We start from the raw sequence: 14,232 nt of genomic DNA, 5'->3' as shown, positions 1-14,232 counted from the left end.
CTTGGGTCAGGCGGATTTCTTGGCGTGCTTTTCAGCCAGTTCCAGCAGCGCGGTTTCCAAATCCTTTTCCAGCTGCTGTGCACGCTCGATGTATTTCTGGTTTTCGGCTGTCGGCAGACCCGGGACCCATAGTTCGGCGAGATCGCGAACAGACATCCGGTCATGGTGGTAAAAGGTCTGTTCCGCCTGTGCGGCCTCATACTCACTCAGCCCGATATTCTCCAGAACATAGCGGCCTGCGCGCAAGGAGCTGTCGAACAGTTCCCGCACGATGTCGTTGGCGCCAGCCTGATAAAGCTCGTATACATGGGTCCGGTCGCGGGCGCGGGCGATGATGTGCAGGTCAGGGCGCTGCCGTCTGGCATAACTGACGAGCCGTGTGACTTGCTTGTGGTCATCCATGGCGGCGACAAGGACCGACGCTTTTTCCAACCCCGCAGCGCGCAGCAGCTCGGGGCGAGTGGGATCGCCCAGAAAGCCTTTGACGCCGAAACGGCGCATCAACTGAATGGTTTCGATGTTGTGGTCCAGCACGACCGTCTTGAACCCGCTGGCCCGTACCAGCCGGTTTACAATCTGCCCGAACCGACCAATCCCGGCGATGATGACGGGGCCTTTTTCGTCAATTTCGTCCGGCACAGGTTCTTTGGAAGTGTCGCCGATCTTTCGCGACAGAAGATCGTAGATGATGAACAGAAGCGGTGTGATCAGCATCGTCAAAGCGATGATCATCAGCAGTTTTTGGGACAGGTCGGGGGGGATGACATTCTGTTGCGTGGAAAATGCCAGCAGCACAAAGCCAAACTCACCCGCTTGCGCCAGCCCCAGGGTGAACAGCCAGTGATCGCGCCCACGCAACTTGAAGGCCTTGCCTACAAGATACAGGATGATCCCTTTTGCAAGGATCAAAAGAAGCGCCAGACCGATCAGGTCAAGGGGGTCATCAAAGAAATAGGCAACATCGATGCCAGCACCGACCGTGATGAAGAATAGCCCGAGCAGTAGCCCTTTGAATGGCTCAAGGTCACTTTCCATTTCATGTCTGAACTCGGAACTGGCCAGAACCACGCCCGCCAGAAAAGCGCCCAGGGCAGGGGAAAGCCCGACGAGGGTCATCAGGAAGGAAATCCCGACCACGATCATAAGCGCCAGGGCGGTATACATCTCGCGCAGGCGGGTCGCGTGGATGAAGCGAAACAGCGGGCGGGTCAGGTAGACACCGGCCAGAATGACAAACACAACTGCGCCGATCGTGACCAGCGTGACGGCCCAACCCGGCAAACCTTCGACCAGAGAAAGGCTGTGATGGTCCGCACCGTGAAGGTCTCCGGCCCCGCGGTCGATCGAACCATCCGACTCGATATGAGGCATGGCAGGTAAGGCCAGAAGTGGCAGCAGGGCCAAGATCGGAATGACCGCAATGTCCTGTGTCAACAGCACCGAAAACGTAGCTCGACCGCCATTTGTCTGCATCAGGCCCTTTTCAGACAGGGTCTGAAGAACGATTGCCGTCGATGAAAGCGACAAGGTCAGCCCGACGGCCAGAGCGACCGACCAGGGGTGGTTGGCGTACATTGCCACGGCGGCGATTGCAGCCGTTGACAACGCAACCTGCAACCCGCCCAATCCCAGCAATTTGTCACGCATATCCCACAGGGCGCGCGGTTCCAGTTCCAGACCGATCAGGAACAGCATCATCACCACACCGAATTCGGCAACGTGCTGAAGGTTTTCCGTTTCCGCGCCGACAAGCCCGAGAACAGGGCCAATGATGATCCCGGCGGCCAGGTATCCCAGCACCGATCCCAACCCCAGCCGTGCAGACAGGGGAACGGCGATCACCGCTGCCGCCAGATAGATCGAAGCCTGATATAGGAAAACGTCCATAAATGTCCTCTCGGGCCCGTTCAGGTGGGCAGGGGCGCGTCGCGTTTCAGTTGGTCCATTACGATCTGGCTCTGAACCCTTGCAACGGCAGGATGCGGCAGGATGACCGAATGTAGCAAGCTGTTGAGCGCGGAAAGATCGTCACAATAGATGTGCAGCAGGTAATCTGCCTCTCCGGTCATCGTCCATGCGCTGGTAATTTCGGGGCGGGTGTCGACCATGCGGGCAAAGCTTGCGGATTGTTCAGGGCCATGAGTCCCCAGATGGACTTGAACAAAACCTTGCACTTGCAGACCAAGTTTCAACGGGTCCAGCCGGGCGGCATACCCGGTGATGTACCCTTCGGCCTCAAGCCGCTGGCGGCGGCGTCCTGCCTGACTGGGCGACAGGTTCAGCATTTCGCCCAGCTGGTGCGCGGTCAGGTGTGCGTCCTTTTGCAGGGCGGAAAGCAATCGCTTGTCGGTCGCGTCCAGCATGTGCGGAAAAATCCTGCCTTTATTGACTTTTATGCGCGTTTTGCGCGCCTGTTGGCAGTTTACACGAAAACAATGCGCAGAAACAGCGTCATAAAAGTCATATTTTTGAATCAGCAAAGAAATTCCTGTTTTTGAAGGAGACGCGCCATGGGTCCTTTCCCACACAACGCCCCGAAATCTGTTATCAGCGAGGAAAACCCAGCCGGAACCGATGGGTTTGAATTCGTCGAGTTTGCCCATCCTGAGCCGCAGGAACTGCGGGACCTGTTCGCAAAGATGGGGTTCGACCTGGTGGCCCGCCACAAGGAAAAACCCGCCGTCGAGCTGTGGCAGCAAGGGGATGTCACCTATATCCTGAACGCGGATCCCGACAGCTTTGCCGCGAGGTTCGTGGACGAGCACGGCCCTTGCGCGCCATCCATGGGCTGGCGCGTTGTGGACGCGCAAAAGGCCTATGACCATGCCGTGTCGAAAGGTGCGGAGCCTTACGACGGCGCTGACAAGACCATGAATGTGCCTGCGATCAAGGGCATCGGCGGATCGTTGATCTATTTCATCGATCAATATTACGACACATCGCCCTACAATCAGGAATTCGAATGGATCAAAGAATCCAAACCACGGGGTGTGGGTTTCTTCTATCTCGATCACCTGACGCACAACGTCTACAAGGGCAACATGGACAAGTGGTTCAAGTTCTACGGCGACCTGTTCAACTTTCGCGAAATCCGCTTCTTTGACATTCAGGGCAAGTTCACCGGGCTTTTCAGCCGCGCGCTGACATCTCCTTGTGGCCGCATCCGTATTCCGATCAACGAAGATCGTGGTGAAACGGGTCAGATCGTGTCTTACCTGAAGAAATACAAAGGTGAAGGCATTCAGCATATCGCCGTCGGCAGTGACGACATTTACGCCTCGACCGATGCAATTGCGGAAAACGGCCTGAAATTCATGCCGGGCCCGAACAAGGCGTACTACGAGATGTCCAAAACCCGCGTGGCCGGCCACGAGGAGCCGCTGGACCGGATGATGAAACACGGCATCCTGATCGATGGTGAAGGCGTTGTCGACGGTGGTGAGACCCGGATTCTGCTACAGATTTTCTCGAAAACCGTCATCGGACCGATCTTCTTCGAGTTCATTCAGCGCAAAGGCGACGACGGTTTCGGCGAGGGAAATTTCCAGGCGCTATTCGAATCCATCGAACGTGAACAGATCGAAAGCGGCGAGATTTCCGCAGCCTGATTGCAACGCACTGACACGCCGGGGGCAGTTCATCTGCCTTCGGCGCTTTTATGTGACAGTTGTTGCGTCAGAAGATCGGATGCCGGTTTCAGCTGCGCGGCATCGCCAGGGTCACGTTGCGGCCCTTTTTCTGATATCGAAGCTCACTGTCGCTGATCGCGATGACTTTGCCGCCATCAAGGCGGTCTCCGACTTTCAGTTTTTTGTAACGCCCGCTGGGAAGTCGCACCAATGCGCGTCTGTTGGCTGGCGTGCCGTAGACCCCGATCAGGTTCAGCCTGCGCAGGTTGATTGCGTTGTCGATCGTGGCTTGTCGTGCGACCGACGCGGTCGAAGGGATTTTGGGTGCAACGGTCTTTGGTTGGAACGATCCTGCGTCATCGGATTTCTGATCCAATGCTGCGGTAGACCCCAGATTCGAGCGGTTCGAAGCAGATGCTTTGGCAGGGGTCAATCCGGCTGGGCGGGACTTGGGGCGCGGGACCCTTACGACAGCCAGGGCCGTAGGTGCCTCATCGACCTTTGGCTTGACCTGAAGGCTTTCCGGGCGCGCTTTCGGTCGCTTGGATGCCAATTCCTCCAATGACCGGCCACCCAGCTGACCGCGCTCGAAATCCTCGACCAGGTCAGCCGGGCGCGGCTTTGGCCGAATACCTGCCAATCTGTCGTCGGCCTCGTCAACCACCGGTTCTTCTTCGAAACGAACCGGAGTTTCAGGCGGAACCTTGGAGGGGCGTCCCAGATAAACAACAACCCCATCCGGATTCACGCTGCCTTCCGGTGTTGGCACGACCAGGCCGTTCGCACCCAGATCAAACCGTGTGCCCGCAATGTTCAGGGATACGTCGGGTTCAAAAGGAGCGTCGGTGTCAAAACTGGGGTCGGGCGGCAGGGCAACCGCATCCTTGAACAGATCGGCGTTGTCGAGCGATGCCAGATACAATTCCTGCGGTTCTACTGTCTCGGGTGTTTCCGGCGCTGCGGGCGCTGACGTGCTGACGCCCGTAACGGCCTGGACGTCCTTCAGTGTCTCGGGATCCCGAGCGACGGAGTCCACCGCGGTGGGGGCAACCTTGAGGGCCTCCAGAATGGCTGCATCTGTTGCAGTCAGATTCGGCTGCGTGCCGGTCTCGGTTTCTGAGGCCGCTTTCGCAGGCTCTTCGGCGTCATCGGTCGCAAGCTCTGGAGCGACTTGTTGCGGGGCTTCCAGCGCAGCCGTGTCCAGCTCTGGTTCAGGCAGGGGCTCTGCGGCTGGTTCAGAGGCCGGAACCGCAATCTGCGCCGGGCTCTGTTCCGCCTGATCCTGTTCAGGGGCGGACCCCGATGCCAGCCATACGCCAACAAGCCCACCAACAAGAAGCACAGCGGCAAAGACAGGAATGGCAGACCGGTTTACCCCTGAAGATGTATCAAGATTGTTCGCTGTTTCCCGGGGTGCACGGAAAGCCTCGGGCGCGGCGGTGCCGGCAATCGGATGGGTGGGCAGGCCGGAATCATCGGCCTGTTCACCTGCGCCTGTTTCCACCGGCGATGGCTGGTTTTCCGGTTGTGACAGATCGGAAGCGTCCGAGGTTTCGCGAAACAAGGCCTCACGCGGGAACGCGCCCTTGCTGTCTTGGGCGGTGAACACCACCACCACAAAGCCATGTTCCGAGGCAAAGGTCCGCGCTTCGGCCAGCGTTTCAACCGCCACGGCAGCAACACAGGTCGTGTCGCCTTCGGTCTGGCTGTCATAACTCAGTTCCGACAAGGTATAAGGCGTGGCTTCGACCAGAGCACTTTCGATACGTTCCGTCCGGTCTTGCGATGGCAACCCATCAGTCGAAACCTGTAGAAACCGAACCTGATCTTCTGGCAGCACGAGCTTGCAGCTCAGATCATTTTCCAGCGCAAATGCTTTTTCCCGCAACGCCTGCATCTGCCCGGACAAGTCCGGAACATCCAGCGGAATCGTACCGATGACAAACCAGTCGTCATCGGAACGGTGGTGCAGTGTTATTCCGGTCGCAGAAAAAGACAGCGCAAAGGCGGGTTTCATAATCCGGAGGAACCATAATTATCAACGTCAATGCAAACGACGTTGCGTTTGCAGGCCGACATTAAAGCAGGAACCCGCCGAGGGAAAGAAAAAGGCGGTATCTCCTCTTGTATGGCCAAGCCCTGCCAACCCATCTTAGTACAGAACAAATTGGAGTGATAACCTTGAAGACATTCGCTTTTCTGGCCGCGATGATGGCGGCTACGGCTGCCGGGGCCGCTCATGCGGAAGAACGTCGCATCAACGTTGATGCAACCGGAACAGTGCAGATTGCGCCTGATATGGCGACGATAACCCTGGGCGTGACCCACGAAAACGCCGAAGCCTCGGCTGCGATGCAGGCGACGTCGGATGCCGTTTCCAAAGTTCTTGCGCGCCTGACCGAGATGGGTATCGAAGATCGTGACGTCCAGACACGGGACCTGTCATTGTCGCCCGTCTGGTCGGGTCGTCATGGACAGAATGGCGAGAAGCCTGAAATCACCGGCTTTACAGCGTCCAACCGCGTGTTTGTGCGTGTGCGCGACCTGACCCAACTGGGGAAGGTCATGGACGCGGTCATTCAGGACGGCGCCAATGATTTCGGGGGCCTGAGCTTTGGCGTGCAGGATCCCAAACCGATCGAGGCGCAGGCGCGCGCCAAGGCCGTCGGCGAAGCCACTGCCAAGGCACAGCAGTTGGCACAGGCCGCGGGCGTGACGCTCGGCCCGGTTCAGTCGATCTCGGAACAATCGGCAGGTATCCGTCCGATGGCAGAAATGCGCGCGCTGAGCATGGCGGATGCGGGTGGTGTTCCCGTCGCGGGCGGCGAGGTTTCGGTTTCCGTCAGCGTCTCGATGGAATTTGAGATTTCAGAATAGGGTCAATCCTTTGCACGGGCCATCAGCGGTTTGCGCTGCTGGTCCTTGCTGTCAAAATTGTCGGGCGACAGCCAGGCTTCGAATGCATCGCGAATGCGCGGCCATTCAGTGTCGATGATCGCGTACCATGCCGTGTCCCTGTTGCGGCCTTTGTAGTGGGTCGCCTGCCGAAACACCCCTTCGAAAGCAAACCCCAGCCGTTCAGCGGCATTGCGTGACGGTGCATTCAGTGCGTCGCATTTCCACTCGTACCGGCGATAGCCAAGCTCGTCGAAAACCCGTTTCATCATGAGGTACATGACCTCGGTCGATTGCGGCTTGCGTTGCAGCAGCGGCGAAAAGTGGATGTGGCCGACTTCGATGGCACCCGCCGCGGGTTCGATCCGAAGATAAGAGGCCATGCCCACCGGCACTTCGTCCGCATCCAATACGGTATGAAACATCGGGTCCGCATCCATGCAGTTGGCGCGGGCCCAGTCTTCAAATTCCGGTTCGCTGTCAAACGGGCCATAGGGCAGGTATGTCCAGTTGCGGCCATCCCTGTCATTTGCAAACGCCCGGAAAAGTCCGGGCGCATGGCGATTCACATCCAGCGGCACGACAGTACAGTACCGGCCTTCCATCGGTGTATAAGGCGGTGTCGGGCGCGGAAAGTCACCCGTCACCGGCAAACCGATGGGCTGGCCCAGTGCGTTTGTGGCGTGCCCGGCCATTGTCAGGCGCTGGCCTTGGCGAGGGCCTGATCAAGATCCGCGATCAGGTCGTTCACGTCTTCGATGCCGATAGACACCCGCACGACACCCGGACCTGCACCGGCAGCCTCTTGCTGTTCCGGCGTCAGCTGGCGGTGGGTGGTCGAGGCCGAATGGATGATCAACGAGCGGGCATCGCCCAGATTGGCCACATGGCTGAAAATCTCAAGAGCGTTGACCAGTTTGATACAGGCGTCATAACCGCCCTTCACCGCAAAGGTGAACAGTGCACCGGCGCCACGTGGATACTGCGATTTGACCCGGTCTTTGTAAGGTGATGACGGCAATCCCGCATAGGTGACGTATTCCACGCGGTCATCCGCTTCCAGCCACGCTGCGATTTTCTGGGCGTTTTCGACGTGACGCTCCATCCGCAGCGACAGTGTTTCGATCCCCATCAGCGTGTAATGCGCCGCCTGCGGGTTCATGGTCATACCCAGATCACGCAGGCCAATGGCAATGCCGTGGAAGGTGAAGGCCAGCGGGCCAAAGGTTTCGTGGAACTTCAGGCCGTGATAGGCCGGCTCGGGTTCGCTCAGTGACGGGAATTTGTCATTCGCGGACCAATCGAACTTGCCAGAATCCACGATGCACCCGCCGGTGACGGTGCCGTTGCCGGTCAGGTACTTGGTGGTTGAATGCACTACCAGCGTCGCGCCGTGCTCGATCGGGCGGCACAGGTAGGGCGTGGCCGAGGTGTTGTCGACGATCAGCGGGATGCCCGCAGCATCAGAAACGTCTGCCAACGCACGGATATCAGTCACATAACCGCCAGGGTTGGCGATGGACTCGCAGAAAACCGCGCGGGTGTTTTCGTCGATGGCAGCTTTCACGGCATCCAGATCATCGGTGTCCACGAATTTTGCCGACCAGCCAAAGCGTTTGATCGTCTGGCTGAACTGCGTGACCGTGCCGCCATACAAACGGGTCGAGGCGACCACGTTGCAGCCGGGCCCCATCAGCGGGAACAGCGCCATGATCTGTGCCGCATGCCCGGACGAGCAGCACACCGCCCCGACGCCGCCTTCAAGCGTCGCCACGCGTTCCTGAAGAACGGCGACGGTTGGGTTGGTCAGGCGGGAATAGATAAAGCCCACCTCTTGCAGGTTGAACAGGGCCGCTGCGTGGTCTGCATCACGGAACACATAGGCAGTTGTCTGATAAATCGGTGTCTGGCGTGCTCCGGTCGCCGGGTCGGGGCGGGCGCCCGCATGAATTTGCAATGTGTCGAAACCGTAGGTCGGGCCGTCAGACATCGTGAAAAACTCCTGTTGGTATCTGTCTTGCGGAATCTGTAGGCCATTGCCCGCCTGCGCACAACGATCCTGTCAGCGCAACCAGAGGCCTTTGCTTTTGATCGCATTGCGCAGCGCCTGTTCCCGCCGCGGCAGATTGTCCTGATCAAACAGGGCGCGGATTTTTGCGCCTTTGCCCTGAAGAACCAGCTTTTTCAGCGGGTCATATTGCTTGAGCACTTTTTTGACCTTGTTGGGGGCCACGACGGTTTCCAGCACATCGATAACATGGTCGCTTTCGCGGGCATAAAGCAGAGGGAACAGGCGATAGTGGCAGCTGACGGACCCATCCAGAAGCCCGTCAGGCAAAGCATCCCGCCCGCCGCCGAAAGAATGAATGACCAGCGGCAGGGCCGCCTGATCCAGCCATGGGTCAAGGTTCTGGCCCGTCAGTTCGGGAATGTTCTCATCCCGGATCGTTCTTGCGTAGTCCAGGTAACGTTCACCGAACATCCTGGGGCATTTGTAAAAGAAGTAACCCGCGTTGAAGTAAAGGTAGCGCCGCCAGTAACCATCGGGTTGGTCCGGATCCACCGAGCTTTCGAAATCCAATCCGAAGCGCGCATAAAGCGCCCGCCAGATACCGTCAAAGCCGGGGCCGTACAGCGTCGGCTTTGGCCACGTGCCCTCGACCTTCAATGACGCTCCGGGGCGGTCGAAATCGAACGGGACGCTTGTGATGTCGCCGGTGATCAGCGTGTCCGTATCAAAGAACACAAAGGGTTCACCTTCTGGCAGGGCCAACAAAGCCTCGATCTTGTTGCCATAAGGGTAGCTTTCGCCAAAAACATGCGAGTCGAATGGCAGGATTTCGGCATCCAACTGTTTCAGGGCCTTCAGAACGTCTTCGTCCTGGATGCTGGGGTTGTGGGTCCAGCGCGGGCCCGGGTTGGGTGTGGCGACAAACAGCCTGCCTTTGAACCCGGGCGAACAATGGCGAAGCGAGGCCGCGAACAACAGGGCCTCATATTGCAAACGGTTGTTTTGCCCGACAACCGCGATGTTGAATTTCCGAGAATTTGCCTGCATCTATGCCCATTCCTGAAAGCCGCCGGAACCGGCACCCTTTGATCCGGATTACAGCAAGCGGGGTGGGGCGTCAAAAGCCGAAAGCTTGATTTCTTGTTATCTATGGCATTCCTCTCATCGCGCCGAGGAAGCGGCGAGCAAGGTCATTTTGCAGGTTTTCCGAGGTTGGCCCGGTTCCTGTCGAAAGGTGAAATCGGCGGTGAGCCATGCTCACAGAACCTTGTTTGCCAATCCCCGCACATCCCTTTCTTGGCCAAATCCTGCCTTTGGACCCAATGTTTCAACGCTTTTCATGCTTAATCCGCGGGCGAAGTGCCCAAAAACACAGTTGTTTTTGCAAGGCTTTTCATTTTTTGACCATTTGGCAAATTTTACCAATTGATAAAAAATTTATTTGTGGCAAGCTGAGAGCATAACAAACATATCTACAGGGAGTAGAGTGATGGCACAGGGCCAGATGGCACCCGGTATCGTAGCCGGGCGGCTTTCAAGCGATGAGCTGACCTCGAATTTCACCGATCTGCATCCGCCACTTGCCCAGCATGAGGCCGCAGTTGCCGCAGATCGCTGTTATTTCTGCTACGACGCACCATGCGTAACGGCCTGTCCAACGGAAATCGATATCCCGTTGTTCATTCGCCAGATTCAGGCCGGTCAGCCGCAATCAGCAGGGCGCACGATCCTGGAACAGAATATTCTGGGCGGAATGTGCGCTCGGGTCTGTCCAACCGAAACATTGTGCGAAGAGGCCTGCGTTCGCGAGGCGGCCGAAGGCAAGCCGGTTGAAATCGGGCGCCTGCAACGTTTTGCCACCGATGAAATCATGGCCTCGGGTGTACATCCGTTCGAACGTGCGCCTTCGACCGGTAAGACAGTTGCGGTTGTGGGGGCCGGGCCTGCGGGTCTGGCCTGCGCCCACCGGCTGGCCATGCTGGGCCATGATGTGGTGATCCATGAAAGCAAGCCCAAGCCCGGCGGCCTGAATGAATACGGTATTGCGGCCTATAAATCGACCAACGATTTCGCACAGGCCGAGGTGGACTGGCTGCTGAAAATCGGAGGGATTTCAATCGAGACCGGATCGGTTTTGGGCGAAAGCATCTCATTGGATGGGCTGGTCGAAAACTACGACGCGGTGTTTCTGTCCATTGGTCTTGCTGGCGTCAACGCCCTGCGTGCGGACGGGGTGGACAAGGACGGTGTGCGGGACGCGGTCGATTTCATCTCGGACGTGCGGCAGGCCAGTGACCTTGCCGATCTGCCCGTTGGACGGAATGTGGTCGTCATCGGCGGAGGCATGACAGCTGTGGATGCCGCTGTGGAATCCAAGCTTCTGGGGGCCGAAAACGTCACGATTGCCTATCGCCGTAACCGCGACGCCATGGGGGCCAGCCGGTACGAGCAGGACCTGGCAGCGTCGCATGGCGTTCGGATCATGACAAATGTTCAGCCAGTGGCCATCCACGGCAATGGTGCAGCGGCCGAAATCGAGCTGGAATATACATCCAGCCAGAACGGTCAGCTCATCGGGACCGGAGAAACGATCCGCTTGCCGGCAGATCAGGTGCTCAAGGCCATTGGTCAGACGCTGGAGGGCGCACCCGAAGGCCTGACGCTGGATGGCGGCAAGATCGTCGTCAGCGGGGCTGGCCGAACCTCCTTGGCTGGTGTCTGGGCCGGTGGTGACTGTGCTGCGGGTGGCGAAGACCTGACCGTAACGGCCGTTGCCGAAGGTCGGGACGCGGCAATGGACATCCACGCGACGCTCGTTTCGTGATAGGGTGGGGTATTCACCCCATTCCTTTCGCTGCTGAGGTATTCCCATGTCCCAGATCGAACAAGCCGTTGCTCAACACTATACCACCGGTGCACTGACCGAACGCGTCCGCGCGGCGCTGGAGGCCAGCGGCATCGATCCGGATGCGGCCACCGTTGCGGATCTGAAGGCTGGGGATGAATTCCATACAGGCGGCGTTCTAGCAACCGACAACCTGTTTGCGCAGCTTTCGCCGACCCATGCGACACGCGTTCTGGATATCGGATGCGGCATTGGAGGCACATCCCGGTACATAGTGGACAAATACGATTCAACGGTGACAGGGGTCGACCTGACGCCCGAGTTCGTGGAAACCGCAACTGCGCTCAGCGATCTGGTCGGGCATTCCGAAAAGACCAGCTTTCACGTTGGCAGTGCGCTGGACATGCCTGTGTCGGATGCCGGGTTCGACCTTGCCGTCATGATGCATGTGGGCATGAATATCGAAGACAAAGCGGGGCTGTTCGCGGAAGTGTCACGGGTTCTGGCCACCGGTGGCACCTTTGCCCTGTTCGATGTCATGGGCGGAGAGGTGGATGAGCCGCTGGCTTTTCCGCTTCCCTGGTCCACATCGCCGGAAACCTCCTTTGTTCACGCGCCGGATGTATACAAGGACGCCGCGGCCGCGGCTGGTCTTGAGCTGGTTGCTGAAACTGACCGCACCGCGTTTGCGATCCAGTTCTTCGAAGATGTGTTTGCCAAGATAGCCAAGACCGGACCAGCGCCGCTGGGTATCCACCTGATGATGGGCGAAACGGCGCCCGAAAAGTTCCAAAACTACGTCAAAAACCTCAAGGCCGGGCGTATTCGCCCGACCGAAATGATATTCAAAAAAACCGGCTGAGCCGGGAAGGGAGAAGCCATGGCCGATCTGACGACAAACTTTCTGGGTATTTCCAGCCCCAACCCGTACTGGCTGGCCTCTGCGCCGCCGACGGACAAGGAATACAATGTGCGCCGCGCCTTCGAAGCCGGTTGGGGCGGCGTTGTCTGGAAAACGCTGGGATCCGAGGGACCTCCGGTCGTGAACGTGAATGGCCCGCGTTATGGCGCTATCTACGGGGCCGACCGCCGTTTGCTGGGCCTGAACAATATCGAACTGATCACGGATCGTCCGCTCGAGGTGAACCTCGAGGAAATGGCGCGGGTCAAATCCGATTACCCGGATCGCGCTTTGATCGCGTCGATCATGGTTCCGTGCGAGGAAGAAGCATGGAAGGCCATTCTGCCGCGTGTGGCCGAAACCGGTGCGGACGGGATCGAGCTGAACTTCGGCTGTCCGCATGGGATGAGCGAACGCGGCATGGGCTCGGCCGTGGGGCAGGTTCCGGAATATATCGAGATGGTCACGCGCTGGTGCAAACAGTATTACGACCGTCCGGTCATCGTTAAGCTTACGCCGAACATCACTGACATCCGTAAACCGGCTGCGGCAGCCAGAAACGGTGGTGCGGATGCGGTGTCACTGATCAACACCATCAATTCGATCACCAGCGTCAATCTGGACACGTTCAGCCCAGAACCGTCCATTGACGGCAAAGGCAGCCATGGTGGGTATTGCGGCCCCGCAGTCAAGCCCATTGCATTGTCGATGGTGTCCGAGATCGCACGGGCCGAGGCGACCCGAGGCCTGCCGATTTCCGGCATCGGCGGCGTCACCACATGGCGCGATGCGGCCGAGTTCATCTCGCTGGGCTGCGGCAACGTTCAGGTGTGCACCGCTGCAATGACCTATGGCTTCAAGATCATCGACGAACTGACGGCAGGGCTGAAGGAATGGATGGATGAGAAGGGATATTCCAGCATTGATGAGGTGATCGGACGTGCGGTGCCCAATGTCACTGACTGGCAGTATCTGAACCTCAACTACGTCGCCAAGGCCAAGATCGATCAGGATCAGTGCATCAAATGTGGCCGGTGTTACGCAGCTTGTGAGGACACCAGCCATCAGGCGATTTCCATGTCCGAGGACCGCGTCTTCGAGGTAATGGATGACGAATGCGTCGCCTGCAACCTCTGCGTCGATGTTTGTCCGATCGAAGGCTGCATCGATATGGTGCCGATGGCAGCGGGCGAGGTTGACCCCCGTACCGGAAAAGAAGTTCAGCCAACCTATGCGAACTGGACGACGCATCCGAACAACCCGATGGCCAAGGCGGCCGAATGAGGGGATTGCGACAGATCATCAAGGGGCCGTTTTTTCGGCCCCTTTTTTCAAGGGCTCAGAAGTTTGCGGTACATGGTATCAACAAAGGTTTCCGCGCCCTCGAACGGATCTTCGTTGCCCAGAATTGCACGAACCTGAACATCGAAATCGGCATAGTGCTGCGTCAAGGCCCAGATCGAAAACACCAGGTGGTAGGGATGCACCCGCGCGATTTTTCCCTGATCCATCCAACCGGTAAGGATCGTGATTTTTTCGTCGACCAGTGCCTTGAGATCATTGGACAATGCATCATGAATGCGCGGCGCGCCCTGCACAAGCTCGTTGGCAAAAAGGCGGCTTTCCCGTGGTAGCTCCTGACTCATCTGCAACTTGCGCCGAATGTATGCCAGGATTTCCTCCAACGGATCGCCGTTTGCGTCCAGGTCGTGCAGCGGGGCCAGCCAGGTATCCAGCAGGCCGGACAGCAATTCAGTGTGGATCGCTTCTTTTGATGGGAAATAGTACAACAGGTTCGGCTTGCTCAGACCTGCTTCTGCCGCGATCTGATCAACGGTTGCACCGCGAAACCCGTGGGCCGAAAACACGTTCAGGGCAGCCTCTAGAATCGCGGCGCGGTTCTTTTTCTGAATACGGGTCGGTGCGCGGTCTTTTGGCATGTTTTCAACGT

12 protein-coding genes are annotated in these 14,232 nt (G+C 58.2%); 5 read left to right on the top strand and 7 right to left on the bottom strand.

The genetic code is table 11. The features are described 5' to 3' along the window. Positions 1-6: 6 nt before the first annotated feature. The gene (locus tag AC2FFD_RS10520; RefSeq protein ID WP_170344686.1) at positions 7-1,887 is read right to left on the bottom strand and encodes a monovalent cation:proton antiporter-2 (CPA2) family protein; all 1,881 of its coding nucleotides are present in this window, start codon (positions 1,885-1,887) and stop codon (positions 7-9) included. Positions 1,888-1,907: 20 nt separating this feature from the next. Beyond that, the gene (locus AC2FFD_RS10515) at positions 1,908-2,363 is read right to left on the bottom strand and encodes an Lrp/AsnC family transcriptional regulator (protein ID WP_171633115.1); all 456 of its coding nucleotides are present in this window, start codon (positions 2,361-2,363) and stop codon (positions 1,908-1,910) included. A gap of 147 nt (positions 2,364-2,510) precedes the next feature. Between AC2FFD_RS10515 and hppD the strand changes: the two genes are divergently transcribed. Further along, positions 2,511-3,608, top strand: coding sequence for a 4-hydroxyphenylpyruvate dioxygenase (hppD, locus tag AC2FFD_RS10510; protein WP_480444841.1), 1,098 nt, complete (start codon positions 2,511-2,513; stop codon positions 3,606-3,608). An 88-nt stretch (positions 3,609-3,696) separates the two neighbouring features. On the opposite strand, the gene AC2FFD_RS10505 is transcribed toward hppD, so the two are convergent. Continuing rightward, complete coding sequence (locus AC2FFD_RS10505; protein WP_496873023.1) at positions 3,697-5,646, bottom strand: hypothetical protein; 1,950 nt, start codon at positions 5,644-5,646, stop codon at positions 3,697-3,699. A 164-nt stretch (positions 5,647-5,810) separates the two neighbouring features. Between AC2FFD_RS10505 and AC2FFD_RS10500 the strand changes: the two genes are divergently transcribed. After that, positions 5,811-6,506, top strand: coding sequence for an SIMPL domain-containing protein (locus tag AC2FFD_RS10500; protein WP_170344682.1), 696 nt, complete (start codon positions 5,811-5,813; stop codon positions 6,504-6,506). A 2-nt stretch (positions 6,507-6,508) separates the two neighbouring features. On the opposite strand, the gene AC2FFD_RS10495 is transcribed toward AC2FFD_RS10500, so the two are convergent. The 3 genes from AC2FFD_RS10495 to AC2FFD_RS10485 all read right to left on the bottom strand — a co-directional run bounded on the left by AC2FFD_RS10495 (position 6,509) and on the right by AC2FFD_RS10485 (position 9,582). Beyond that, positions 6,509-7,219, bottom strand: a complete 711-nt coding sequence (locus AC2FFD_RS10495; RefSeq protein ID WP_496873022.1) for a GNAT family N-acetyltransferase — start codon at positions 7,217-7,219, stop codon at positions 6,509-6,511. Positions 7,220-7,221: 2 nt separating this feature from the next. Continuing rightward, on the bottom strand, positions 7,222-8,514 hold the full coding sequence (locus AC2FFD_RS10490; protein ID WP_496873021.1) for an O-acetylhomoserine aminocarboxypropyltransferase/cysteine synthase family protein: 1,293 nt from the start codon (positions 8,512-8,514) through the stop codon (positions 7,222-7,224). Positions 8,515-8,586: 72 nt separating this feature from the next. Then, entirely contained in the window at positions 8,587-9,582 is a 996-nt protein-coding gene (locus AC2FFD_RS10485; protein WP_425078093.1) for a GT-B fold glycosyltransferase domain-containing protein, read from the bottom strand. 442 nt (positions 9,583-10,024) lie between these two features. On the opposite strand from AC2FFD_RS10485, the gene AC2FFD_RS10480 reads away from it, so the two are divergent. Genes AC2FFD_RS10480 through preA form a run of 3 tightly spaced genes read left to right on the top strand, consistent with a single transcriptional unit; the run spans position 10,025 to position 13,565 of the window. Next, positions 10,025-11,359 (top strand): NAD(P)-dependent oxidoreductase, encoded by a 1,335-nt coding sequence (locus AC2FFD_RS10480; protein ID WP_496873020.1) that lies wholly within the window; start codon positions 10,025-10,027, stop codon positions 11,357-11,359. A gap of 46 nt (positions 11,360-11,405) precedes the next feature. Next, positions 11,406-12,242, top strand: coding sequence for a methyltransferase domain-containing protein (locus tag AC2FFD_RS10475; RefSeq protein WP_496873019.1), 837 nt, complete (start codon positions 11,406-11,408; stop codon positions 12,240-12,242). 18 nt (positions 12,243-12,260) lie between these two features. Then, on the top strand, positions 12,261-13,565 hold the full coding sequence (gene preA, locus AC2FFD_RS10470; RefSeq protein ID WP_496873018.1) for an NAD-dependent dihydropyrimidine dehydrogenase subunit PreA: 1,305 nt from the start codon (positions 12,261-12,263) through the stop codon (positions 13,563-13,565). Between the two features lie 47 nt (positions 13,566-13,612). Here the strand turns inward: preA and AC2FFD_RS10465 are convergent, their stop codons facing one another. After that, positions 13,613-14,221, bottom strand: coding sequence for a TetR family transcriptional regulator C-terminal domain-containing protein (locus AC2FFD_RS10465; RefSeq protein WP_496873017.1), 609 nt, complete (start codon positions 14,219-14,221; stop codon positions 13,613-13,615). Between the last annotated feature and the right edge of the window lie 11 nt (positions 14,222-14,232).

The sequence above is a fragment of the Ruegeria sp. YTSC002 genome, assembly GCF_059609845.1.
This window is presented reverse-complemented; position numbering and strand designations above follow the sequence as displayed.

What these genes read in the sequence shown, in the direction of transcription:
- AC2FFD_RS10520 (WP_170344686.1), bottom strand. Translation starts at nt 1,887, where the DNA reads ATGGACGTTTTCCTATATCAGGCTTCGATCTATCTGGCGGCAGCGGTG.
- AC2FFD_RS10515 (WP_171633115.1), bottom strand. Translation starts at nt 2,363, where the DNA reads ATGCTGGACGCGACCGACAAGCGATTGCTTTCCGCCCTGCAAAAGGAC.
- hppD (WP_480444841.1), top strand. Translation starts at nt 2,511, where the DNA reads ATGGGTCCTTTCCCACACAACGCCCCGAAATCTGTTATCAGCGAGGAA.
- AC2FFD_RS10505 (WP_496873023.1), bottom strand. Translation starts at nt 5,646, where the DNA reads ATGAAACCCGCCTTTGCGCTGTCTTTTTCTGCGACCGGAATAACACTG.
- AC2FFD_RS10495 (WP_496873022.1), bottom strand. Translation starts at nt 7,219, where the DNA reads ATGGCCGGGCACGCCACAAACGCACTGGGCCAGCCCATCGGTTTGCCG.
- AC2FFD_RS10490 (WP_496873021.1), bottom strand. Translation starts at nt 8,514, where the DNA reads ATGTCTGACGGCCCGACCTACGGTTTCGACACATTGCAAATTCATGCG.
- AC2FFD_RS10485 (WP_425078093.1), bottom strand. Translation starts at nt 9,582, where the DNA reads ATGCAGGCAAATTCTCGGAAATTCAACATCGCGGTTGTCGGGCAAAAC.
- AC2FFD_RS10480 (WP_496873020.1), top strand. Translation starts at nt 10,025, where the DNA reads ATGGCACAGGGCCAGATGGCACCCGGTATCGTAGCCGGGCGGCTTTCA.
- AC2FFD_RS10475 (WP_496873019.1), top strand. Translation starts at nt 11,406, where the DNA reads ATGTCCCAGATCGAACAAGCCGTTGCTCAACACTATACCACCGGTGCA.
- preA (WP_496873018.1), top strand. Translation starts at nt 12,261, where the DNA reads ATGGCCGATCTGACGACAAACTTTCTGGGTATTTCCAGCCCCAACCCG.
- AC2FFD_RS10465 (WP_496873017.1), bottom strand. Translation starts at nt 14,221, where the DNA reads ATGCCAAAAGACCGCGCACCGACCCGTATTCAGAAAAAGAACCGCGCC.